Consider the following 23,041-nt stretch of genomic DNA (forward strand, 5'->3'; position numbering starts at 1 on the left):
TTCTCAACCCATTTGGCGGACTCGCCCACTCAGCGCCTAGACGATTCCTCGCCTGCATTCTGCTGATAAATATGGGTCGCGCGGACGACGAAGATCAGGAGCACGACCAGAGATGGCCACTGGAACCAGAAGTGGCCACTCCAGGAGAATAGGTTGATCGCGCCGAGGAACGCCACGATCGCGCCGGACCGGATCGCGGTCACGATCAGCGCCTGCTGTCTCGTCCGCGGCGTAACGCTCTGGGCGCCCCTGATGTCGACAGGCGGCCTGACGGCGTCGACCATGACTGCGCTATAGACGGGCACTTCGGCGTCGATATTCTTCAACCGCTGAGGCCCGAGGAAATTGAAGCTAAGGCTGAGCTTGTTCTTTACCTGATCGAACACAGTGCCCGAAATTAGAAGGCCGCCAGGTTCCGCCATGGACTGAAGCCGCGCCGCGATATTGACGTCATCGCCGAATATGTCGTCGCGCTCTACGATCACGTCGCCGAGATTGATGCCGATGCGGAACCACATCTGCCGGTCGGGCTCGAGCTTCTGATTGTGCTCGGCAAGCTGGCGCTGGATTTCGACGGCCGTCTGAACCGCCATGACGGAGCTCGGGAACTCCGCCAGCACACAGTCGCCTGCGGTGCTCACCACCCGCCCACGATGCTGGGCGATAAGCCCGGTCATGACGCCCTTATATTCGTTGAGCAGCGCCAGCGTCCCGGCCTCGTCCAGCCCCATTAAACGGCTGTAGCCAAAGACGTCGGCCGAAAGGATATTGGTCAGCCTGCGTTCGATCTGGGTGCTCATGCCTGATACTGCTTGGACGATCTTGTGGAGATCATAACATTTCGTGGGTGGTCGAAATCCTGGACCGGAACGTTCTGGTCCCAGGCGCTCACAAAGTCACGTCCGTACAGCCTCAACTATGACCGCCTCCATAACATTGTTGCCACCGCCTGGGGGCGGACCGGCGACCTTGCTGAACGCGGCGCATAAGTCCGGAGACTAATCGACCGGCGTGCTGGCTGGCAATCGGAAACTGCCCGAAATCCTGCGCCAGAAAGGCCTGAGGCGGCAGCCCTCGACCAGCCCTGGGGCTCTTACTCCACATCCTCGACCACGACCGTGCGGCCGGACAGCTTATGGGCGAGCGAGGCTTCCATGAACGGATCGAGATCGCCATCGAGCACATCGCTCGGCGTGCCTGAGACATGGCCGGTGCGCAGGTCCTTGACCATCTGATAGGGTTGCAGCACGTATGAACGGATTTGGTGGCCCCAGCCGATTTCGGTTTTGGAGGCGGCGTCGGCGGTGGCGGCGGCTTCCCGCTTTTCGAGCTCGCGCTCGTAGATGCGCGCGCGCAACATGCCCCAGGCGGTCGCGCGGTTCTTGTGCTGCGAGCGTTCGGACTGGCAGGCGACGACGATGCCGGTGGGGAGATGGGTGATGCGCACCGCCGATTCCGTCTTGTTGACGTGCTGGCCGCCGGCGCCCGAGGCGCGATAGACGTCGATGCGGCAATCGCCTTCGTTGACGTCGACGACGATGCGGTCATCGACGACGGGATAGACCCAGACCGAAGCGAAGCTGGTGTGGCGGCGCGCATTGGAATCGAACGGCGAGATGCGCACGAGGCGGTGGACGCCCGATTCCGTCTTCATCCAGCCATGCGCGTTATGGCCCTTGATGATCAAAGTCGCCGATTTGATGCCCGCTTCATCGCCTGCCGTCTCTTCGGCAAGGTCGACTTCAAATCCGCGGCGCTCGCCCCAGCGCATATACATGCGCAGCAGCATGCGCGCCCAGTCGCAGCTCTCCGTGCCCCCGGCGCCCGAATGGACCTCGACATAGGTGTCGTTGCCGTCCGCCTCGCCCGACAGCAGCGCCTCCAACTGGCGGCGCTCGCCCTCGGCTTTCAGCCCTTTGAGAATATTGACGCCTTCCTGTTCAGCGTCGGCATCGCCCTCCATTTCGCCCAGTTCGACGAGCGTGACCGCATCGTCGAGATCGCGCTGGATTTTGGCGAGCGAACCGAGGCGATCCTCCAGCAGGGTGCGCTCGCGCATCAGTTTTTGCGCGGCCTCCGCGTCGTTCCAGAGGCCAGGATCCTCGGCTTTGGCGTTCAGTTCGGCGAGACGGCGCGTCGCAGTCTCGACGTCAAAGATGCCTCCTCAGCAATCCCATGGATTGCTTGATGTTTTCGACAAGGGACTCGGCTTCGGCGCGCATGGGAGGGCTCTGGGACCGGGAAAGAGAGAATCGAAGAAAGTCATATGGGATCGACCGGGCCGTTGGCTACGCCCTATTGGCGACGGGTTCAAGGCCGGGCGCCCAAACGCGCCGATTCAGGCGACGCGGCGCAGAGGCTTGCTCGACACGCTGCGATCAAGGTCGAAACGATCGACGAGATGGGCGAGCCCCTCTGCGTCGCCCGCGAGCGCCTGACTGGCCGCGGCGGCTTCCTCCACCATCGCGGCGGTGCGCTGGACGGCCTGCTCGACTTCGTTGACCGCTGAATTGACCTCATTGAGGCTGCTCGCCTGATCGCGAACCGCGGCCGCGATCGTCATCGCCAGGCCATTGATTTCGGCGACTTCGGCGACGATCTGCTCCAGCGCCGCCCCCGTCTTGCTCACGAGATCGACGCCGCGGTCGACCTCGGCCTTGGAGGTGTTGATCAGCGCCTTGATCTCTTTGGCCGCCGCCGCGGAGCGCTGCGCCAAAGCGCGCACTTCCTGGGCGACCACGGCAAAGCCCCTGCCCGCTTCGCCCGCGCGCGCCGCCTCGACGCCGGCGTTGAGCGCCAAAAGATTGGTCTGGAACGCAATCTCGTCAATGACGCCGACGATCTGGCCGATCTTCTGGGAGGATTTTTCGATGCCGACCACCGCCGTCACGGCTTCCCGAACGATTTCTCCGCCCTGCTCGGCGCCGCGCCGCGCCGAAGCGGAGACTTCGGCGGACCTTTGGGCGCTTTGCGCCGTGCGCGTCACCGCGGCTGCGACCTCGTCCAATGTCGCGGCGGTTTCCTCCAGGCTCGCCGCCTGCCGTTCCGATTGTTTGGAAAGATTGCCAATCGTGACGCCAATCTCGCCGGCGCCCGCCTTCAGGCTGTCCACCGCGCCATCAACCTCCGCCATCGCGTTGCTCAGCGCGTCGGCGGCGGCGTTGAAATCGGTGCGGATCTGTTCGTAGCCGGAATCAAATTCCGCATCGAGCCGGACGGTCAGATCGCGGTCGGCAAGGCGGCTGAGCGCGGCGGCCAGAGAATCGACGACCCGCGCCTGCTGGCGCGCCAGGTTTTCCTGGACCTCGCGCGCCTTTTGCTCGGCCTCGCGCAGCGCGACGACGGCCCGCATGTCGCCCCAGAACGAGATGACCGCCTGCCTGCCGCCGATCGTCGCCGCCAGCAGCGTCACCATGACCGGCAGCAACGCCCCATCGAGCCGCTGGTGCATCCATTCGAACCGGTAGATGCGGTCGCGCAGCACCGCCGTCATATTCTCGGGACCGATATCGGCCGACCGGCGGCCGTTCGGCTGGAATTCGGGCGAAAGCAATTCGGGTTTCAGGCCGATCAGCTTGTCGCGGCCGCAATTCATCAGCTTTTCCAACGCCGGATTGCATTCGGAAATCACCCCGCCGTCGATGACGAAATAGGCGTCCGGCGAGTTCTCAAAGACGAACTCGGCTGCGTCCTGACGAATGGAAGGTTTCCGTTTCCCCAACCCGAACATCGCCGCCCCAAGAATTGAGAATCGATCGAGGAACGTAGTCACCGAAAGATTAAAATTATGCTAGGATTCACACAGACTTGAGCGCTTGTGAGCGGGCGGGATTCGATCAGTCGCCGCCAAAAATCCCGTTGTCTTCCACGGACTTGCCTTGCTGGTCACCCGGGGCGGCGTTTGCGGAACGACCGTCCCGTAAAGCCAAATGCGAGGGCGCCTGATGCGTCCCTGGAACTTCTGAACCCTCGCTGCGTTATCACAATATCGGACTTGGCCGAGGACGCGAAAATGGCAAACGTTGAATATTTCGACGATGAAGGCGCGGCGGCTCTCAGCGACGGCGAGATTCAATCAGTCGCCCGTCGCCAGCTCATCGGCTCGCTCGTCGTGGTCGTCATCATCGCCGCGGTTGCGGCGCTTACGGCCCTCCGGCCTGTGCATTTCGATATAGCCGGCATCGCCCCCCAAAAATCCGCGGCGATCCAGCAGCCCTCCTTTGTGACCCTTCCAGGACAGCGTGTCGCCGGTCTGGTGCGGCATGAGGTCGAGCTGCCCTAAGAGGCCTTCAGGCCGCCGGCCCGCCGTTCAATTCCGGACGCGCAAGGACTTCGGTCGCGCAACGTTTTAACCCCTCATTGCAGACGGGACTGGCGCCCGCTGGTCTGCCGCCTTCCGCCATCGCCGCTTTCACGGACCACGCCGCTCAAACGGTCGCGACGGGGCCGAAGAGAAAGCGCGTTCGCTGATCGGTCGCGATAAATCCGGGGGCGCAGCGCGCTTAACCTGGAACCAGATATACTCGTATATCTATTCCTCTTATATCCGGCTGCGATTGATGAGAGATTGGGGTCTCGTCACGGGGTCCCCAGGTGTCCGCGCTCGCAATGCCTCAGTCTTCTGTTCGCTCATGAGCGCTCGCCCGGCAAATCCGGTCGCGGCTCCCACGGCCGGCGTCGAGTCGCAATATTGGCTCCGCAACATGACGGTCTGCCTGGTCGGCTCGTTCACGACGATCGTCGCGATGACGCTGATGCTGCCGTTTCTGCCTCTTTACGTCGAGCAGCTCGGCGTCAGGGATCAGGCGGCGATCGTGCAATGGTCGGGCATCGCTTATGGGGCGAGCTTCTTCACGGCGGCGCTTGTCGCGCCGCTTTGGGGCTGGCTCGCCGATCTCCATGGACGCAAGCTGATGCTGATCCGCGCCAGCCTCGGCATGACGATCGCGATGCCGCTGATCGGCATGGCGCAGGATGTCTGGCAATTGGTGGCGTTGCGCCTCCTCGTCGGCCTGCTCGGCGGCTATTCCTCGGGATCGATGGTGCTGGTGGCGACCCAAACGCCCAAAGACCGCTCGGGATGGGCGCTCGGCATGTTGGCGTCGGGAATCATGGCGGGCAATCTCGTCGGCCCGCTGATCGGCGGCGCGCTGCCGCCGCTGATCGGCATCCGCGATACGTTCTGGGCGGCGGGAGCGGTCATCTTCCTGACTTTTCTGGCGACCACGTTCCTGATCAAGGAGGAGCGTCGTCCGCCCCGTGCGAAATCAGCCCGGCGCGGCGGATGGGCGGCGATCCCCGACAAACGTCCCGCGCTGGCGATGATGTTCACCGGCATGCTGCTGATGTTCGCCACTATGTCGATCGAGCCGATCATCACGGTTTATGTGGCGCAGCTCGTCCGCGACCAGAGCGAGGTGACGCTGGTGTCGGGAATTGTCATGTCCGCGGCGGCGCTGGGCAGCATTCTGTCGGCCTCGCGTCTCGGCAAGCTCGCCGACCGCGTCGGCCATTGGAACGTGATCGTCGGCGCGCTCGCCGCCTGCGCGCTGCTGCTGATCCCGCAGGCTTTCGTGACGCAGGGCTGGCAACTCGTCGGATTGCGTTTCCTGATGGGCCTGGCGCTCGGCGGCCTCCTGCCCTGCATCGCCAGCGTCATCCGGCACAATGTCCCGGACGGCGTCGGCGGCGCGATCCTTGGTTATTCCACCTCGGCCCAATATGCTGGCCAGGTCACAGGCCCACTCGTCGGAGGTTTCATCGGCGGCCATTTCGGCATGCGCGCGGTGTTCCTAGGAACGTCAGTGTTGATCGCCTGCGGCGCGGTTTATAATTGGGCGGTGCGGTCGGCGGAGCGCTAAGCGCCCCATCGTCCGGCTTGTTTTCAGCATACAAGATCAACGTGCCCGTGAGAACGCCCGAGATGAACGCCTCTTCCCTCCCGCGTCAAACCGCCGAAGAAATAGCCGCGGAATTGCTACGTCTTTCGCCAGCCTATGCGCCGACCCCGCTTATCGATCTTCCCGAGCTCGCAAGCGCGCTCGGCGTCGCGCAGATTCTCGCCAAGGACGAGGGGCGCCGGCTCCTGGGGAGCTTCAAATCCCTTGGCGGCGTCTATGCCGGCCTGCGCGCGCTCGCCAGAGCCTCGGGAACGGATATCGCCGGCGTGCTCGGACGGGCCGACCGCGGCGCCGCCTTGCCTGCGCTGGTTTGCGCCAGCGACGGCAACCATGGCCTCGCCGTCGCCGCGGCCGCCCATTTCGCCGGCGCGCCAGCGCGGGTGTACCTGCATCACCGCGTTCCAGCGGCGCGCGCCCAGCGGATCGCGGCGCAAGGCGCCGAAATCCGCTGGGTGGACGGCGCCTATGACGACGCGGTCGACGCCGCCGTCGAAGCGGCGCGGGCCGGCGCCGGCATTCTCGTCGCCGACACATCGGACGATCCCGATGATCCAATCGTCGCCGACGTGATGTCCGGCTATGGAATCATCGCCGCCGAAATTCGCGATCGGGTCGAAGCTGCAGGCCATCAGCGGCCGACGCATCTTTTTGTGCAAGCGGGCGTCGGCGGCCTCGCCTGTGCGATGGCGGATGGCTTGAAATCATGGCTGGCGCCGCCCGCGATCCTGGTCGTCGTCGAGCCGGAAAAGGCGGCCTGCGTCGCGGCCGCTCTTGCCGAAGGCGGCCTTCCCCGCGTGCCTGGAAACCTCGAAACCGTCGCCGAAATGCTGTCCTGCGGCAAGGCGAGCGCGCCCGCGATGGACGCGTTGCGCCGGGCTGGCGCGCGCGCCATCGCAGTTCCTGAGGACGAACTCGCCAAAGCGCCGCGCGAACTGCGAAAAGGGGGCGGGCCCCTCACCACGCCGTCGGGCGCGACAGGCCTCGCCGGATTGTTGCGCGCGATCGGCGAAGAGAGCGACGCGAATTTCGCCATCGACGCGGCGAGCCGCATTCTTCTCATCGTCAGCGAGGCCGAAATCGAAGGCGAGGCGACGTGACTTCCCTATCAATCGATTCCCAACGCCTGTTCGCGCGCATCCGGCAATTGGGCGAGATCGGCCGCGATGAAGCCGGAAGGCTCACGCGTCTGGCCGCTTCGGACGCCGACAAGGCCGGGCGTGATGCGCTGGCAGGCTGGATCAAGGACGCCGGCCTCGAACTGGCGGTCGATCGCCTCGGCAATATGTTCGGCATCTGGCGCGGCGCGGATCGCAGCAACCTCGCGCCGGTGATGATCGGCTCGCATATCGACACCGTCGTCGACGCTGGAATCTACGATGGCTGCTTCGGCGTCCTTGCCGGCCTGGAAGTCGTCGAGACGCTGGCAGCTGCGGACTTCGTTCCGTCGCGCCCGATCGTGGTCGCCGCCTTCACCAATGAGGAAGGCGTGCGCTACGCACCCGATATGATGGGCTCGCTCGTCTATGCCGGCGGGCTTGGCGTCGATGAAGCGCTGGCGTCGGTCGACGCGGATGGAGCGACGCTTGGCGCGGAACTGGCGCGCATCGGCTATGCCGGGCAAAAGGAGCCGGGCTTCCTGCGCCCGCACGCCTATATCGAACTTCACATCGAACAGGGGCCGATTCTCGATCGCGAGGGGATCGCCATCGGCGCCGTGGAGAATCTGCAGGGCATTTCATGGCGGCGCGTGACGATCGAAGGCGTCGCCAATCATGCCGGCACGACGCCGATGGCGATGCGGCGCGACGCGGGCTATGCGGCCGCCAAGGTCGTCGCCTTCCTGCATGATCTTGCCGCCGGCGCCAACGCCCCGACCGTGGCGACGGTCGGCTGCATGCGCTTTGAGCCGAATGCGATCAATGTGATCCCCGCGCGCGCCATTTTCACCATCGATCTGCGCGAGCCGGATGAAGCGCGATTGCGCGAAGCGGAAGCGGCGCTTGAGCTTTATCTGACCCAACTGGCGGAGCAGGAATCCGTTTCGATCGCGGTAGAGCGGCTGGCGCGTTTCGAGCCCGTGACGTTCGACAATAAGATCGTCCAACTCATCGAGCAGGCCGCTCATCAGCGCGGCCTCAGCGCCAAGCGCATGACTTCGGGCGCCGGCCATGACGCGCAGATGATGGCGCGCCTCTGCCCGGCCGCGATGATCTTTGTTCCGAGCGTCGACGGCATCAGCCACAATCCGCGCGAACATACGTCTCCCGCCGACCTTGCCGCCGGCGCTAATGTGTTGCTCGATGTGGTTCGTCGTCTCGCGGCGGAACAGGAATAGAATCCATGGCGAAGCTCGATCTCGACGCGCTTGCAAAAGAGATGACGGAATGGCGCCATGATCTCCACGCCCATCCCGAATTTGGCTTCGAGGAGAAGCGCACGGCGGCGTTCGTCGCGGCCAAGCTGCGGGGCTTCGGCCTCGACGAAATCGCCGAAGGAATCGGCGGCACCGGCATTGTCGGCGCGCTGCGCCTTGGAACGTCCAATCGCGCCATTGCGCTCAGGGCCGATATGGATGCATTGCGCATCGATGAGCAGGGAACGCAGGCTTATAAGTCTCGACATTCCGGGCTGATGCACGCTTGCGGCCACGACGGGCATACCGCGATGTTGCTCGGCGCGGCCAAATTGCTCGCCGCCGAGGGGGGCTTTGACGGCGCCATTCGATTCATCTTCCAACCGGCCGAGGAATGGGGCAAGGGCGCGCTCGCCATGCTCGCCGATGGCCTAATGGCGCGCTTTCCCTTTGACGAAATCTACGGCCTGCACAATTGGCCGGGCTTGCCGGTCGGCAGTTTCGAAACGCGAGTCGGTCCGCTGCTGGCGGCCGAGGATAATTTCGAGATCACGCTCAACGGCATCGGCGGCCATGCGGCGCGCCCGCATGAGGGGCGCGAGGTTCTCGTCGCCGCTTGCGCGCTCGTCGTCAGCCTGCAAACGATTGTGGCGCGCCGGCTCAACCCAGCCGATATCGCCGTCGTCTCGGCGACTGAGCTGATCGCCGACGGCGCGCGCAATATCCTGCCGGGCATGGCGCGCGTGCTCGGCGACGCGAGAAGCTTCCGCCCCGAAGTCAGCGCCGAAATCGAAGCGCAGATCCGGCGCATCGCGGCGGGGACCGCAGCCCTCTACGATTGCTCGGCCGAAGTCGCCTACATCAGGGAGTTCACGCCGCTCGTGAACGATGCCGAAGCCACCCGAGCGGCGCTGGCGGCGGCCGCGACCGTCTTTAACCCCGCCGCGATCCGCGGCGACCGGGAGCCGCTCACGGCCTCGGAAGATTTCGCCCGTTTCCTCGATCACGCGCCCGGATGTTTCGCCTTCATCGGCAACGGCGAAAATTCCGCGCCGCTGCATAACCCCTGCTACGATTTCAACGACGCGGCCCTCCTTGACGGCGCGCGTTTCTATGCGGCGATCGCGCGGCAGCGACTGCCGGCGGGCTGAGGGAAGAGTGTTCTTTTCAGCCCCGCCGCGAATGGTCTTCGAATCACCGACCTCGCAGTCGGAGTTTGATGGTCAAAGGTGGGGAGTTTCGTCTTTCGTCGCCCATTTCTTCGCGAGAGCTTCAAAATCGGAGAAGACGGTCCAAACGCGCGTGTTCGCGCGCAATTGCGTGACGAAGGGCTTGACGGATATCCAATCGTTGACGAGCGTCGACCGACACCACTTTTTATAGAGGCCCTCGTCGATCGTTCCCTCTGAAATACCGATTGCGACCAGTTCGTAGCGATTCAAAACGGCGCGCATCGCCACCGCCTCCTTGGCGCTTTCGTTGCCTGGCGCCGCCCATTTTGCGAGGTCCCCGCCGTTCTTCGCCTTCAGAAATTCCGTGCGCTCGGAAAGAGGGGTTTCGTGGGTTTGCTCATTGATCAGAAGATCGAGGGTCGCGCGGCGACGGGCGATGCGCACATTCCACGCGATCGAGAAGATCACGCCGATCGCAGAAACAACTATGGCCCCTGTTTGAACACAGAGGCCATAGAACTGAATTTCATCGGTCGTCATAAGTGATTATTTGGGTCGGACTTCGCCGCCAAGGGGCCTTGTCTCGCCGCCCCATCCTTCGCACATGTGCATAGGAGCCTCCATTTTTACTCGCGGGAGCGACCCCGACGTTGAGTTACAGGTCGTCCACCCCAGGTAGAATGTCAAGAAGCGTCTTCCTTAACAAATCTCCACCTTAAGGGTTGCGGAAGCCCTAATTCTCCTTCCCCGATCGTTGCGCTCCGATCCCCGCGGACGGCCGATGGGTTCGGCGGCGCGCTCATGCACATTTGTGCGTATGCTCAAACAACCCTCCGGAATCGTCCAGAAAATGGAAAACCCCGCCCGGCGCTGATTATCCCCCGCCGCCGAGATCGCGCCGCATCAGCGCATGGGGCTTGTCCTTATGCACGACGGTCTGGACGGTGCGCCAACCCGCACGGAGATAAACCTTCTCCGCCCGCCTGGTGTAGAGCCAGAGCGTGGGGATCGAAATCTTCCGGCATTGGTCTTCCACCGCGACGATCAGCGTCGCGGCGAGCCCCTGCCCGCGCGCCGCGGGTTCGACGAATACGCCCGCCAGCCACGGCGTCAGATCGGGGCGCTCTTCGAGATCGCTTTCGGCCAGGCTGGCCGTGCCGACGGGCTCGCCATCGACGAGCAGAACGAAGGTTTTGGGCATTCGCGGCGCCGTGACGGAGGTCTGGACGGCCTCCAGCGTCTGTTGCAGGGAATGACCGCCGGCGCGCCAGAACTCGGTCCAGAGCCAGGACGCGACCAGCGGCGCGAGGTCGGGCCGCTCAGAGGTCGAAACGACCTGACGCCTGGAGTCTTCGATCATCGCGTTCTCCGCGTTCGATCAGGCAATTTCTGTTTTAGAGAATTGTTTCCTCGACACTGCGGCTTTTCCGTCGCATAATGATTTGTTTTGCGGCGACGAAGGCGTCAGCGGAGGGTCGAGAGGACAAAGTTCGCTTGAGGTTTGGCGGAAGTTTCGAAAAAAGAGAATTTTCTAGATTTTTCGCTTGCAACCCTTTGATATCGCTCATTCCCGCCAGATAAAAATTTTACCAACCCCTTGATATCATTGACTCGGCCCGCTTCGTCTCTTTTTTGTCGAATCCGGGCCGCGACGGCTCGCCTAGTAAAGGCCGCCCGTCCCTGAGCCGACCGCCTTCTCGATGTCAGGCGAAACATTGAGGACATGGGGCGATTCCCCGCCATCGCCCGCAGCATAGGAGTCCGGCGGCCCGGTGCCCGGTTTGAAAGCCTCGAGGATCGAGCCCGGGCCGCTGGAGCGCGTGCCGGTATGGGCGTCGACCGAAATCAGCTTGATGCCGGGGGGCACGCGGAACGGCGTATCGGGCGTGTCTTTGAGCGCCAATTTCATGAAGTCGCGGAAAATCGGCGCGGTATAGAGCGCGGCCTGCGCGGAATCGCCGAGGGAACGCGGATGGTCGTAACCCATGAACACGCCGAAGGCGAGATCGGGCGAATAGCCGACGAACCACAGGTCCTTGGCGTCGTTGGTGGTGCCCGTCTTGCCGGCCAGATGCTTGCCCAATTCCCGGATGCCGGCGCCGGCCGCCGTGCCGCGCTGGATAACGCCCTCCATGATCGAGGTGATCTGATAGGCGGTCAGCGGATCAATCACCTGCTCGCGCGTATCGATCAGCTTCGGCTCGCTCTGATCGTCCCAATGCGTCGCGTCGCAGCCCTGGCAAATGCGCTCGTCGTGCTTGTAGATCGTATGGCCCCAGCGATCCTGGATGCGGTCGATCAGGGTCGCCTTGATGCGCCGGCCGCCATTGGCGAACATCGAATAGGCGGTCACCATGCGCAGCACCGTCGTCTCGCCGGCGCCCAGCGACATCGAGAGATAGGGCGGCAGATCGTCGTAAATGCCAAAACGCTTGGCGTATTCGACGATCAGCGGCATGCCGATGTCGCGCGCCAGACGCACCGTCATCTGATTGATCGAATGTTCGACGCCAAAACGCAGCGTATGCGGGCCGCCCGACTTGCCTTCAAAATTTTGCGGCGACCACATCTCGCCATTGCCCTGGTCGACTTCGATCGGCTCATCGAGCTCAATCGAGGACGGCGTATAGCCGTTGTCGAGCGCGGTCGCATAGACGAGCGGTTTGAAGGACGAGCCGGGCTGGCGCTTGGCCTGGGTGGCGCGATTGAATTCCGACTGGTCGAAAGAGAAGCCGCCGACCATCGCCAGGACGCGGCCGGTGAAGGGGTCCATCGCAACGCAGGCGCCCGACACTTCAGGAATCTGGCGCAGGCGAAATTCGGCGGTTTTACCGGCGATCGGCTCGACATAGACGACGTCGCCCGGCTTCATCAGCGCACGCGGCCGCTTGCCGGTCCATTTCGTCCCATCGATGGTGATCGATCCCGTTTCGCGGTTTTGACCGACCGCGCCGGACGGATCGCGGTCGGGCTGCAATCCGATGCGGGCGGATATGTCATTGGCGTCGAGCACCACGGCAAGGCGCCATGGCTTCACATCGCCCAATTGCGGGATGTCGGCCAGCGAGACGCCCCAGTCCTGACCCAAGTCGATCGACTTGACCGTGCCGTGCCAGCCATGCGCCTCGTCATAATGCACGAGGCCGTCGACCAGCGCTTTGCGCGCCATCAACTGTATTTTGGGGTCGAGCGTCGTGCGAACGGAAAGACCGCCCTCGTTCAGCTTCTGATCGCCATAGCGCACAAGGATTTCGCGGCGCACTTCCTCGGCGAAAAAGCCGGCGGCGATCGAATTGGGCGTCAGCACGCGCGGATTGATGGTCAGCGGTTCGGATCGCGCCTTCTGCGCCTCCGCCTGGGTGATATAGCCGTCCTCGGCCATGCGGCCGATGACGTAATTGCGGCGGTCGAGGGCGCGATCGTGATTGCGGAATGGATTGAGCTCGCTCGGCTCCTTGGGCAGCGCCGCGAGATAGGCGACCTCGGCGATGGTCAGTTCGTGCACCGATTTGTCGAAATAGTTCAGCGCCGCCGCCGCGACGCCGTAATTGCTGAGGCCGAGATAAATTTCATTCAGATAAAGCTCGAGGATCTTTTCCTTTGAATAGGCCGATTCGATTCGCATGCTGAGCAGGATTTCGCGAATCTTGCGGTCGAACGTGCGCTCATTGTTGAGAAGGAAGTTCTTGGCGACCTGCTGGGTGATCGTCGAGGCGCCCTGAACGTGTTTGGAGCCTTGGAGGAAGACGAAGCCCGCGCGAAGAATGCCCTCGGGATCAAAGCCCCGATGGATGTAAAAATTCTTGTCCTCGGCCGAAATGAACGCCTCTTTGACAAGGGGCGGAATGGCGGATGAAGGCAGATACAGGCGGCGCTCGTGATAATATTCGGCCAGCAGGCTGCCGTCGCCGGCATGAACGCGCGTCATCACCGGCGGCTCATAATTTTGCAATTGGCTATAGTCCGGCAGGTCCTGCTGATATTTCCATACGACCGCCCCCACGGCCGCCGCCAGCACGACGAAGACGATCGCGCATGTCGCAAAAATGAAGCCTATGAAACGGGCAATCCGCCGCATGTTCTGATCAAATCCTGTCTCGCCGCCGACGGTTCAAACCGGAGCCGGGCGAACTCCTTAGAGCACAAGCACCAGAGGATCAATTTGTGTTGCAAGCGCGGCGAATTTAAGCCGGCGGCCCGATACGGTCCTCAAACGCCTTTCTGGACGATCGAAGTGACCTTTTTACCACGCCCCTATCCCGCCTCAATGCGCGCCCTCGACATCTGGCGGATTTGCGCTCGCCTCGGCCTTGGGCGCGGCGCGCCCGGCGTCGGAATGGGGGACAAAAAAGCGATCGATGGCGCTCGCCAGCGCCGTTGTGGCCTTGGCGCGCCATTCAGGAGACGTCATGGACTTTACGTCTTGCGGACTTGAGAGATAGCCCAGCTCCAGCAGGACCGAAGGGAAATCGGGCGCTTTCAGCACCACGAAGCCGGCCGAACGCTCGGGGTTGTGATTGAGCCGCGCGGCGCCGCGCCATTCCTCGACAATTCCGCGTGAAAAAATATGGGCGTAGGCGCGCGTCTCCCGCCGCTTGAGATCGAAGAGAATGTCGGCGACGCCAACCGCCTCCTGCTTTTGCTCGACGCCGGCGGCCTTGTCGGCGGCGTTTTCGCGCTCGGCGATACGCGCCGCCTCGGCGTCCGACGCCCGATCGGCGACCGTATAGACGGTGGCGCCCGAGACATCGGCCGCCGCCTGCAACGTGTCGGCATGGATCGAGATGAGCAGCGCGGCGTTCTCATCGCGCGCGATCTTGACGCGATCGGCCAGCGAGACGAATTCATCGCCGTGACGGGTCAGCACGACCCGGTAGCGCCCACTCGCTTCGAGTTTTTGCGCAAGTTCTGTGGTGAATTCGTAGACGATTGTCTTTTCGACAGCGCCGCCCGGTCCGATCGCGCCGCTATCGACGCCTCCATGGCCCGGATCCAGCACGATCGCCAGAGGGCCCGGAGCCGTGGGCGACGTTTCGCCACGCGCCTGCGTGTCCTGCGTGGGGGCCGCGGCTTGTTCGCCATCCCTTGCCGCCTGCTGGAACGCCGCCGGCTCGCACCGCGACAGCTCAATTTGCAGCCGCGCCGGCGCGGCGCCGTTGGCGATCGCTTGCGTTGCGAGCCGCGTCACGCGCGCGGGACCGGCAAGATCGATCACGATGCGCGATCTGCCGGGGCCAAGAAGGCCAAAACGGAACGATTTGACGATTGGCCCGAGAGCGCGTCCTTGCGGCGCCCGCCCGACCGCCGGATCGATCTGAAAATTGACTTCGGGGACGTCGACAACGATGCGGTCGGGGTCGGCCATCGAAAAAGCGCGCGCCTCGACGGGCGCCGAAAGATCGAAAGTGAGCTTGGCGGCGCCGCCTTCATCAACCAGACGCGCATCGACGGCGACGGGCGGATTGACGGCGGCTGCGACCGTGGCTCCTGGATCTGGCGCGGTCGAGGCCCCCAGCGAGGGTTCGAGGGGAACGCAAGCCACAACCAGGGCGACGGCGAGCGCGGCCCATCGAGTTGGCGGCGCAAGCGCTTCGACGGCGCGCCCGGCCGGCCATCGGCTCATTTTACAGATTCCGTGAGGCATCTGTCCCGACCCTTGTCTCAAGGACTCGCCACTGCGCGTTAGCCCTAACGCATAGGACCTTCGCGGTTAATGATCTATGACCATAAGCGGATCGCGTCCTCAGCGCTGTGGCCGCCGCGCAACAGGCCGGGAAAAACCTTGCCAAGGCTCTTGGCAGTCCTTATGTAAGACTTGTTTTGCGTTCGGATCGATTCCGCTTGGCGCCGGTTTTGCCGGTTACATCAAGAGTTTTGCCGAAGCGACGGCTGCATGTCAGCCGAGGCGGCGGCGGAAAAATCCAACCCAGCGGGCCTCCGCCCGTCTCTTCAAGCGCCTCCCTTAGCGAGGGTTTTGCGGTTTGAAGATTGGAATGCAGTTCGATGGGCCAACGCCTTTCGAAATGCGAACCGGAGCGGGACAATGGCGCAACTTGCGCCCCTCGATAGGCGACGAGGACAGGCTCCGCCGACTAATCTGGTGCGCAATGCCCGAATTATGCACGCAAGGCCGACAAATCGCTCATCAAGATGCGCGATTCGGCCTTGTCTTGCGCGATTCGGACGCGACCCTCGGCGCGGCTGTCGCTGCGTCTGATATTCAATATCCTCATCACAATTCATCATACGCGGGCGCAGCGCGCCGCACTTTCAAGCGCCCAGTTCGGGCGCCGGAAGCCGCGCGCGCGCGCCCCAAGAGAGTTCAACATGCCCAACAAGATGATTATAGACGCCTCTCACCCGGAAGAGACCCGGGTGGTCGTGTTAAGGGGTAATCGGGTCGAGGAATTCGATTTCGAATCGGCCAACAAGAAACCGCTGCGCGGCAATATTTATCTCGCCAAGGTGACGCGCGTGGAGCCTTCGCTCCAGGCCGCCTTCATCGACTACGGCGGCAATCGTCACGGTTTTCTCGCTTTTTCGGAAATTCACCCCGATTATTATCAGATTCCCGTCGCCGATCGTCAGGCGCTGCTCGAAGAAGAAGCGCGCTCGCATCGCGAGGACGAAGAAGAGCCGCGCGGCGAACGCCGCAGCCGGCGCCATCGTCGCCCACGCCCGCAGGAAGCCGAAATGCGGTCGCGGGGCGAGGAGCGCGTCTCCGAACCCGCGGAATCGGAGCAGCCGCCCGTTGACGGCGACGATCGTGCGCCGCACGCCGCCCTAGACGCATCCGCGCCGGCCCATGCGGAAGAAGCCCATCTGGACGAAGAAGCCCATCTGGACATTGACGCCCCGCGCGAAGCAGCGGAGCCAGCGCCCGTCATCCTGCATGAGGAGCCCTCGGCGGCGCCCATGGACGCGCCCGATACGCCATTTCAATCGTTCGACGAAGAACCGGGTTCGGAACCTGCTGGCCTCTCCCACGGCGACGACGACAGCCGCGAAGACAGCGGCCATGCCGCAATGGAGGGGGAAAGTTCTTCCGAAGTTCAGCCATCGGGCGAGCCGCTCCACGAAGATGAAGACGAGGATGAGGACGAGCACGAGGTCACGACGCTTGACGGCGGCGCTGAAGAGCGCGCGCCGCGGGCGCGCCATTCGCGCGGCGACGACGAAGGCGAGGCGATCGAGAATGTCGGCGGCGACGCGATGGAGGAAATGCCGCGCCGCGCGCCGCGCCTGCGCCGCCAATACAAGATTCAGGAAGTCATCAAGCGCCGGCAGGTTTTGCTCGTCCAGGTCGTCAAGGAGGAGCGCGGCAACAAGGGCGCGGCTTTGACGACCTATCTGTCGCTTGCCGGTCGTTATTCCGTCTTGATGCCCAATACCGCGCGCGGCGGCGGCATTTCACGCAAAATCACCAATACGCTTGATCGCAGTCGCCTGAAATCGATCGCCCAGGATCTGGAAGTGCCCGAGGGCATGGGCATCATCCTGCGCACGGCGGGCGCCTCGCGCACCAAGGCGGAGGTGAAACGCGATTTCGAATATCTGCTGCGCATGTGGGAGACGGTTCGCGAGTTGACCCTGTCTTCAAGCGCGCCGACCCTCGTCTATGAGGAAGGTTCACTGATCAAGCGAGCGATCCGCGACCTCTACAACAAGGATGTCGAGGAGGTGATCGTCGCGGGTGAGGAGGCTTTTCGCGAAGCCAAGGAATTCATGCGTTTGTTGATGCCGAGCCATGCCAGGAACGTCCTGCCCTATCGGGACGTTCAGCCGGTTTTCGCGCGGGTCGGCGTTGAAGCGCAGCTCGATGCGATGTTCTCGAATCAGGTCACGCTGAAATCGGGCGGTTATATCGTCATCAACCAGACCGAGGCTTTGGTTGCCATCGACGTGAATTCGGGCCGCTCGACGCGCGAACACAATATCGAAGACACGGCGCTGCGCACCAATCTTGAGGCGGCGGACGAAGTGGCCAGGCAATTGCGCTTGCGCGATCTGGCCGGTCTGATCGTCGTCGATTTCATCGATATGGAGGAGGGCCGCAACAATCGCGCGGTTGAGCGACGCGTCAAGGATGCGCTCAAGAACGATCGCGCGCGCATCCAGGTGGGCCGGATTTCGCATTTTGGCCTGCTCGAAATGTCGCGTCAGCGCATCCGCACCGGCGTGCTCGAAGGCTCGACCGTCGTGTGCGCTCATTGCATGGGCGCGGGGGTCGTTCGCTCGACGGCGTCGATCGCCCTGCACGTGCTGCGCGTTCTCGAAGACGCGCTGATCAAGAGCGCCTCGCATAACATGACCGTGCGGACCCGCACCGAGGTGGCGCTTTATATTCTCAATCAAAAACGCGCGCATCTGCGCGACCTTGAGCGGCGCTTTGGCGTGACGATTATGCTCGCCGCCGACGATACGCTGACGGGCTTGAACTACCATGCCTTCGAGCGCGGCGAGCCGGCGACCGGCGTCAAGGCGGACGACACACAAGGCGAAGCGCCAAAATACGACTATTCGATCCCCGCCGACGACGAAATCGAGGAAGAGACTCCGTCCGAAGACGAGGCGGAATCGGAGAGCGAGGAAGCCGAGAGCGACGAATCGTCGGAAGAAGGGGCGCGAGGCCGCTCCCCTCACCATGCCGGCAGAGGCGAAAAAAATGCGGGCGAGGAAGGCGAGGCGGGGCGCCGCCGCCGCCGCCGCCGGCGGCGGCGCGGCGAGCGCAGCCCTGTCGAGGGGATCAATCCCGACGCGCCGCAACCGACCGACTCGGGTCTGGCCGTCATGGCGGAAATCGGGGGCGATCTTCCGTTGCCCGCGCCGGTGACTGACGAATCTGCGGAAGACGCGGAGATCGTCGGGGATGGACGGCCTCGCGAGGTCTCCGGTCGTCAGCGTCGCGCACGCGGGCCGCGCCGCGGCGATCGCGGACGACAGCCGCGTTTGATGGACGCGTCCGGGGCAGAAGGAGAAGAGCAACCGCAGGCGCAGGCGATCGATGTTCCGCCGCCCGGTTCGCCTTACGAGAGCGGCGTCCATGAGGCGCGCGGCGAGCCGACGCAGGAATCTTTCGCATGGGAGCCAGAGCATCGGCCGCCGTCGGCTGTCCACGAGTCCGTGGCCGATGGGCCGATGTTCCATCAGCCGGAAACCGAGCAAACGCCGGAACGCCGGGAAGCGGCCCTCCCTGCTTCCACGGAAGAAGCGCCCTCCGCGGCAGAGGCGACGACACAGGCTGAAGCCGACGATCCGTCTCGCCCCAAACGTTCAGGCTGGTGGCGACGGGCGCGCGCCACATTCGTTGGCGAATAGGCCGATTAACAAGAGACCCTTCTCTCGTCCTACGGAAGAAGGGTCTCGCACGAAAGTGTGAACGCGGGCCGTTCCGTCTTGGCGGCGCGCGATTGTCGTTTTAATGAATCGCTGGTGAGATTTCGGCACGATAGACCCTCATGGATTATTCGATCGTGAGAGAGGCGTTGCCGGGTAAAATTTTGGCGGGGCGTCGAATCCGACCTGGGAGAACGAAATGAAACGATTGCTCGGTTTGACTTTTGCCGCGGCTCTGTTCGGGGCGCTTGCCGGGCCCTGTGCGGCGCCGGCTTCGGCCGCTGAATTTACGCCCGAACAAAAAGCCGAAATCGGCGCGATCATGAAGGACTATCTGATTCAGAATCCGGATGTCCTGCGCGCGGCGATCGACGCGCTGGACAAACACGACAAACAGGTCGAGGCGCAGGCGCGCCAGAGCGCCGTCGCCGATCAGGCCGGCCCCCTGTTCTCCTCCGCTCATCAAGCCAATGTCGGCAATCCCAAGGGCGACGCCACGCTCGTCGAATTCTTCGATTACAATTGCCATTATTGCAAAGGCGCGCTGCCCGACATGGCCAAGCTGATGCAAACCGACCCGAACATGAAGCTTGTTCTGAAGGATTTCCCGGTATTGGGGCCTGGGTCCGTCGAAGCGGCGAAAGTCGCCACTGCGGTGCGCAACCAGCTTCACGGCGACAAGTTCTGGCAGTTCCATGTCAAGCTTCTTGGCAGTCACGGCCCGGTCGGCAAGACCGAAGCGCTTGCCGTCGCGAAAGAGATGGGCGTCGATATGGACCGGCTCAACAAGGATATGGAGAGCCCCGACGTGACGGCCGGCCTCGAAGAAGTCATGCATATGGCCGACGCGCTGCAGATCAACGGCACCCCGACATTCGTTGTCGGCCAGGAAGTCGTCGTCGGCGCCGTTGGCTATGACCAGCTCAAGCAGAAGCTGGATAGCGTGCATAAATGCGGGCATGCCGTCTGCTGAACGGCAAAAATAAACCTTTAATAAAGCGGGCTCGCTCATTATTGAGCCGGCCCGCATTTTTTTGACCTGATAAGGCTCGTCTTCGCCATGACCACATTGCAAGCGATCGTCATGGCGATTCTGCAGGGCGTCACCGAATTGTTTCCGGTCAGCAGCCTAGGCCACGCGGTCATCCTGCCGCGCCTGCTGCATTGGGCGATCGACCAGGCGGCGGCCGACTTCCTGCCCTATCTGGTCGTCATGCATCTGGGCACAGCGATCGCGCTCTTGCTGTATTTCTGGCGCGACTGGCTAGCTTTTGCGGCCTCCTTGCTGAGCCAGTCGAGTCCGCGCGCGAAGACCGATCGGCGCATCTTCCTGTTTGTCGTGCTGGCGACCATTCCGGCGGTCATCGTCGGTTATGGGTTTCGGAAACTGCTCGGAGACGCCTTCGCGGCGCCATGGATCGCCGCGATATTCTTGATCGTGAACGGGTTCATTCTGTTTCTTGGCGACAAGGTTGCGGGACAGGCGATCGGCAAACTTGAGCAACTCAATTGGAAAGGCGCGCTGGCGGTCGGCTTTTCGCAGTGCTTCGCGCTCATTCCCGGCATTTCGCGCTCGGGCGCAACGATTGTCGCAGGCGTCGTCGCAGGACTTGAACATAAGGAATCGGCGCGTTTTTCGTTTCTGATGGCGCCGCCGATCATGCTGGGCGCAACCGTCCTCGAAGCGCCAAAGCTCCTCCACCAGGGCTCAACTTTAGGCGGGGCGGCCATCCTTTCAGGAATCGTCGCGGGAATCGTCGCCTATTTCAGCATCGTCTTTCTCATGCGCTATTTCCGCCGTCACGAATTCGAAGCGTTGAACCCGTTCGCCTATTATTGCTGGGCGGCAGGGGTCGCCAGCCTTGCGATTATCGCATTGACCTGAGCCCCGGGGCCCGCCACTTGGCCCGTCAGGCGCAAGCGCCTATATCTCTCGCGCGTCGCCCTGCGAGAGCGGCGAGGGTGGACCATGATGCTCGATGTCATGCCGACGCATTTGACCGAGGCGGAGACCGACCAGCTTCGCGCGGCTGTCGACGCCCTGGAGGGCAACGGCTTTTCTTCGCGGCTGACCAATCTGCTTGGACGGCAGGTTGAGATGGTGGGGCGCTCCCTGCCCTCGCCGGTGCGCAAGGTTGTCGCTCGCGCCACCGAAACCGCCCTGCGCGCGGCGTTGCGCGTCGCGATCAGCACGATTGACGCGAAGACTCCGCCAAAAGCCGCCAGCGGCATGCACAAAGCCCTCGCCGCCGCGTCAGGCGCCGCCGGCGGCGCCTTCGGATTGGCGGCCGTCGCGGTCGAATTGCCGGTTTCCACGACCATCATGCTCCGCTCGATCGCCCAGATCGCACGCGAGCAAGGCGAGGATCTGACCCAACCGGAAGCGGCGCTCGCCTGCGTCGAGGTTTTCGCGCTCGGCGGACGAGCGCCAGGCGAGGCGGCGGCGCTTGAGGGCAGCTATTTCGCCATCCGCAGCGTGCTCGCCAAAACGGTGAGCGAAAGCGCGCGTTTCATTCTCCAGCGTGGGCTGACCGACGAGACGGCGCCGGTTCTGGTCCGCCTTGTCGTGCAGATCGCCGCGCGCTTCGGCTTGGTTGTGAGCCAAAAGCTCGCCGCCCAAGCGATTCCCGTCATCGGGGCGCTCGGCGGCGCGGCGGTCAATCTGGCCTTCACCGAGCATTTCCAGAACATTGCCCGCGGCCATTTCACTGTGCGTCGCCTTGAGCGGGCCTACGGCGCAGAAGCTGTGCGCTTCGACTATGAACGGCTGCGCAACGAGAAGCCTGGCCGGAAATGATGAGGCGCAACGCGCCGTTCACGTTCATGTGAAGCGTCGCCCTTCTTGAGATTCGGGGGCTTTGCCTCTAAGGATCGCGAGGGGCTATACCCGTCAAACGACGGAAAAATCAGCATTAATGTGTCTGGCTACCGAGGCAGGCAAAAACCGCGCCTTAATACGGCTAAAGTTTGGCGCGATCGATCGCGGCTCCGCTATGATATTTCGTGGTTCCATCAAACGCTATTGGAGGCGCCGATAGATGGGGTTTCGTCGAGTCGCCGGCTTAATCTTGGTGCTGGCGGTCGCCCTTGCCGCTTACGGCGCCTATATGCCGGAAACCATCGAGAAATGGTCGCCGGCGGCCGGAATTTATGCGTGGAAGCTGCATGATTTCCTCCCGGCCTCGGCGACCGGGCGGCAAGTGAGCCCAACGTCGGTCGCCGGCTCTCCCGTCATCGCCGCCCCTGCGCCGTCGACCACGCTTGTTCCTGTTATCGTCGCCAAGGCTGTGCGCAAGGATTTGCCGTGGCGGGTCGAGGCAATAGGAACCGTCCAGCCGATTGCGACCGTAACGTTGCGCACGCGGGTCGACGCCGCTGTCGATCAGGTGCTCGTCGCCGACGGCGCCGCCGTCAAGGCAGGCGACATTCTGTTCAAGCTCGACGCGCGACAGGCCGACGCGCAACTGAAAGGCGCGCAGGCGCAGCTCGCCAAGGATCAGGCGCAGCTCGATCAGAACAAGCGCGATGTCGTCCGCTACACCGACCTTGTGGCGCGATCCGCGACGCCCATTCTCAATCTCGACAACGCCAGGACCGCGGCGGCGACGAACGAAGCCGCGATCCTGGGCGATCTTGCCGCCATCGACAATCTCCAGGTTCAGCTAAGTTGGTATACGATTTCAGCGCCTATCTCGGGCCGCGTCGGCACTGTGGCCATCAAGGCCGGCAATATCGCCAGGACGGGCGACAACAGCGCCGCCGGGGCTTTTGCGACGATCAACCAGATTTCGCCCATTTACGTCTCCTTCTCGGTCACGCAAACGCTGTTGCCTGCGATCCGAGAAGCCATGGCGAAGGGCGCCAAAGTCGTCGCCACGCCGCAGGGCTCGAAGAAGGGCGCCGAAGGGAAGCTCGCCTTGTTCGAGAACACGGTCGATCCCGGCACCGGCACGATTATGGCGCATGCCGTTTTCGAAAATGCCGATGAGACGCTGTGGCCGGGGCAATTGTGCAATCTCCAGCTCACGCTTCGCAACGAGCCTGATACGGTTGTGGCGCCGCGCGAGGCGATCCAGATCGGCCAAAGCGGCAATTACGTCTTCACAATCGTCGATGGCGCCGCCCACGTGCAACCGGTCGTCGCGGGCCGTTCGCAGGACGGCGAGATTGTGGTGACCCAAGGTCTGAGCGGCGGCGAGACCGTCGTCGTCGACGGCGCCCTTCTTCTCACCGAAGGCGTCAAGGTCGAGGCCCGCGATCCGCAGAAGGGGGCAAGCTGA

Annotated in this window: 17 protein-coding genes; 10 read left to right on the forward strand and 7 right to left on the reverse strand. The window is 63.3% G+C overall.

The features are described 5' to 3' along the window. Nucleotides 1-29: 29 nt before the first annotated feature. From GSQ90_RS02745 to GSQ90_RS02755, 3 genes are all read right to left on the reverse strand, one after another. Nucleotides 30-800, reverse strand: a complete 771-nt coding sequence (locus GSQ90_RS02745) for an adenylate/guanylate cyclase domain-containing protein (RefSeq protein ID WP_158813071.1) — start codon at nt 798-800, stop codon at nt 30-32. Between the two features lie 293 nt (nt 801-1,093). Beyond that, nucleotides 1,094-2,222 (reverse strand): peptide chain release factor 2 gene (gene prfB, locus GSQ90_RS02750; protein WP_158813072.1). Its coding sequence is split into 2 segments (ribosomal slippage): nt 1,094-2,152 and nt 2,154-2,222, totalling 1,128 coding nucleotides; the frame shifts between segments, so codons are not numbered across the junction. Nucleotides 2,223-2,338: 116 nt separating this feature from the next. Beyond that, nucleotides 2,339-3,721 carry a methyl-accepting chemotaxis protein gene (locus tag GSQ90_RS02755; RefSeq protein ID WP_158813074.1) on the reverse strand — a complete coding sequence of 461 codons (1,383 nt, stop codon included), beginning with the start codon at nt 3,719-3,721 and terminating at the stop codon, nt 2,339-2,341. 291 nt (nt 3,722-4,012) lie between these two features. On the opposite strand from GSQ90_RS02755, the gene GSQ90_RS02760 reads away from it, so the two are divergent. The 5 genes from GSQ90_RS02760 to GSQ90_RS02780 all read left to right on the forward strand — a co-directional run bounded on the left by GSQ90_RS02760 (nt 4,013) and on the right by GSQ90_RS02780 (nt 9,404). Continuing rightward, the gene (locus GSQ90_RS02760) at nt 4,013-4,282 is read left to right on the forward strand and encodes a hypothetical protein (RefSeq protein WP_158813076.1); all 270 of its coding nucleotides are present in this window, start codon (nt 4,013-4,015) and stop codon (nt 4,280-4,282) included. 349 nt (nt 4,283-4,631) lie between these two features. Further along, nucleotides 4,632-5,861: an MFS transporter gene (locus tag GSQ90_RS02765; protein ID WP_158813078.1), complete on the forward strand. Its 1,230-nt coding sequence runs from the start codon at nt 4,632-4,634 to the stop codon at nt 5,859-5,861. A gap of 62 nt (nt 5,862-5,923) precedes the next feature. Continuing rightward, nucleotides 5,924-6,997, forward strand: coding sequence for a pyridoxal-phosphate dependent enzyme (locus GSQ90_RS02770; RefSeq protein ID WP_158813080.1), 1,074 nt, complete (start codon nt 5,924-5,926; stop codon nt 6,995-6,997). Beyond that, the gene (locus GSQ90_RS02775; protein WP_158813082.1) at nt 6,994-8,235 is read left to right on the forward strand and encodes a Zn-dependent hydrolase; all 1,242 of its coding nucleotides are present in this window, start codon (nt 6,994-6,996) and stop codon (nt 8,233-8,235) included. Before GSQ90_RS02770 ends, GSQ90_RS02775 begins: the two co-directional genes overlap by 4 nt. Nucleotides 8,236-8,240: 5 nt before the next feature. Next, the gene (locus GSQ90_RS02780; RefSeq protein WP_158813084.1) at nt 8,241-9,404 is read left to right on the forward strand and encodes an amidohydrolase; all 1,164 of its coding nucleotides are present in this window, start codon (nt 8,241-8,243) and stop codon (nt 9,402-9,404) included. 72 nt (nt 9,405-9,476) lie between these two features. Here GSQ90_RS02780 and GSQ90_RS02785 read toward each other — a convergent pair whose 3' ends face one another. The 4 genes from GSQ90_RS02785 to GSQ90_RS02800 all read right to left on the reverse strand — a co-directional run bounded on the left by GSQ90_RS02785 (nt 9,477) and on the right by GSQ90_RS02800 (nt 15,048). Further along, nucleotides 9,477-9,965 carry a DUF4760 domain-containing protein gene (locus GSQ90_RS02785; RefSeq protein ID WP_158813086.1) on the reverse strand — a complete coding sequence of 163 codons (489 nt, stop codon included), beginning with the start codon at nt 9,963-9,965 and terminating at the stop codon, nt 9,477-9,479. A gap of 334 nt (nt 9,966-10,299) precedes the next feature. Then, nucleotides 10,300-10,785: a GNAT family N-acetyltransferase gene (locus GSQ90_RS02790; protein ID WP_158813088.1), complete on the reverse strand. Its 486-nt coding sequence runs from the start codon at nt 10,783-10,785 to the stop codon at nt 10,300-10,302. A 300-nt stretch (nt 10,786-11,085) separates the two neighbouring features. Further along, nucleotides 11,086-13,503, reverse strand: a complete 2,418-nt coding sequence (locus tag GSQ90_RS02795; protein ID WP_158813090.1) for a penicillin-binding protein 1A — start codon at nt 13,501-13,503, stop codon at nt 11,086-11,088. A 186-nt stretch (nt 13,504-13,689) separates the two neighbouring features. Further along, complete coding sequence (locus GSQ90_RS02800) at nt 13,690-15,048, reverse strand: N-acetylmuramoyl-L-alanine amidase (RefSeq protein ID WP_158813092.1); 1,359 nt, start codon at nt 15,046-15,048, stop codon at nt 13,690-13,692. Nucleotides 15,049-15,752: 704 nt separating this feature from the next. On the opposite strand from GSQ90_RS02800, the gene GSQ90_RS02805 reads away from it, so the two are divergent. From GSQ90_RS02805 to GSQ90_RS02825, 5 genes are all read left to right on the forward strand, one after another. Then, entirely contained in the window at nt 15,753-18,743 is a 2,991-nt protein-coding gene (locus tag GSQ90_RS02805) for a ribonuclease E/G (RefSeq protein ID WP_158813094.1), read from the forward strand. A gap of 217 nt (nt 18,744-18,960) precedes the next feature. Then, a complete protein-coding gene (locus tag GSQ90_RS02810; protein ID WP_158813096.1) occupies nt 18,961-19,734 on the forward strand; it encodes a DsbA family protein in 774 nt (257 codons plus the stop codon). A gap of 87 nt (nt 19,735-19,821) precedes the next feature. Further along, a complete protein-coding gene (locus tag GSQ90_RS02815) occupies nt 19,822-20,646 on the forward strand; it encodes an undecaprenyl-diphosphate phosphatase (protein WP_158813098.1) in 825 nt (274 codons plus the stop codon). Nucleotides 20,647-20,730: 84 nt separating this feature from the next. Further along, nucleotides 20,731-21,558: an EcsC family protein gene (locus GSQ90_RS02820; protein WP_158813100.1), complete on the forward strand. Its 828-nt coding sequence runs from the start codon at nt 20,731-20,733 to the stop codon at nt 21,556-21,558. Nucleotides 21,559-21,799: 241 nt separating this feature from the next. Then, nucleotides 21,800-23,041, forward strand: a complete 1,242-nt coding sequence (locus GSQ90_RS02825) for an efflux RND transporter periplasmic adaptor subunit (protein WP_158813102.1) — start codon at nt 21,800-21,802, stop codon at nt 23,039-23,041.

The organism is Methylocapsa sp. S129, from assembly GCF_009765995.1.
In the GTDB taxonomy this organism is placed as follows: Bacteria; Pseudomonadota; Alphaproteobacteria; order Rhizobiales; family Beijerinckiaceae; genus Roseiarcus.

Coding starts and splice junctions, on each gene's coding strand:
- GSQ90_RS02805 (WP_158813094.1), top strand. CDS start 15,753: ATGCCCAACAAGATGATTATAGACGCCTCTCACCCGGAAGAGACCCGG.
- GSQ90_RS02760 (WP_158813076.1), top strand. CDS start 4,013: ATGGCAAACGTTGAATATTTCGACGATGAAGGCGCGGCGGCTCTCAGC.
- GSQ90_RS02770 (WP_158813080.1), top strand. CDS start 5,924: ATGAACGCCTCTTCCCTCCCGCGTCAAACCGCCGAAGAAATAGCCGCG.
- GSQ90_RS02800 (WP_158813092.1), bottom strand. CDS start 15,048: ATGAGCCGATGGCCGGCCGGGCGCGCCGTCGAAGCGCTTGCGCCGCCA.
- GSQ90_RS02780 (WP_158813084.1), top strand. CDS start 8,241: ATGGCGAAGCTCGATCTCGACGCGCTTGCAAAAGAGATGACGGAATGG.
- GSQ90_RS02785 (WP_158813086.1), bottom strand. CDS start 9,965: ATGACGACCGATGAAATTCAGTTCTATGGCCTCTGTGTTCAAACAGGG.
- GSQ90_RS02745 (WP_158813071.1), bottom strand. CDS start 800: ATGAGCACCCAGATCGAACGCAGGCTGACCAATATCCTTTCGGCCGAC.
- GSQ90_RS02790 (WP_158813088.1), bottom strand. CDS start 10,785: ATGATCGAAGACTCCAGGCGTCAGGTCGTTTCGACCTCTGAGCGGCCC.
- GSQ90_RS02815 (WP_158813098.1), top strand. CDS start 19,822: ATGACCACATTGCAAGCGATCGTCATGGCGATTCTGCAGGGCGTCACC.
- GSQ90_RS02795 (WP_158813090.1), bottom strand. CDS start 13,503: ATGCGGCGGATTGCCCGTTTCATAGGCTTCATTTTTGCGACATGCGCG.
- GSQ90_RS02820 (WP_158813100.1), top strand. CDS start 20,731: ATGATGCTCGATGTCATGCCGACGCATTTGACCGAGGCGGAGACCGAC.
- GSQ90_RS02765 (WP_158813078.1), top strand. CDS start 4,632: ATGAGCGCTCGCCCGGCAAATCCGGTCGCGGCTCCCACGGCCGGCGTC.
- GSQ90_RS02810 (WP_158813096.1), top strand. CDS start 18,961: ATGAAACGATTGCTCGGTTTGACTTTTGCCGCGGCTCTGTTCGGGGCG.
- GSQ90_RS02825 (WP_158813102.1), top strand. CDS start 21,800: ATGGGGTTTCGTCGAGTCGCCGGCTTAATCTTGGTGCTGGCGGTCGCC.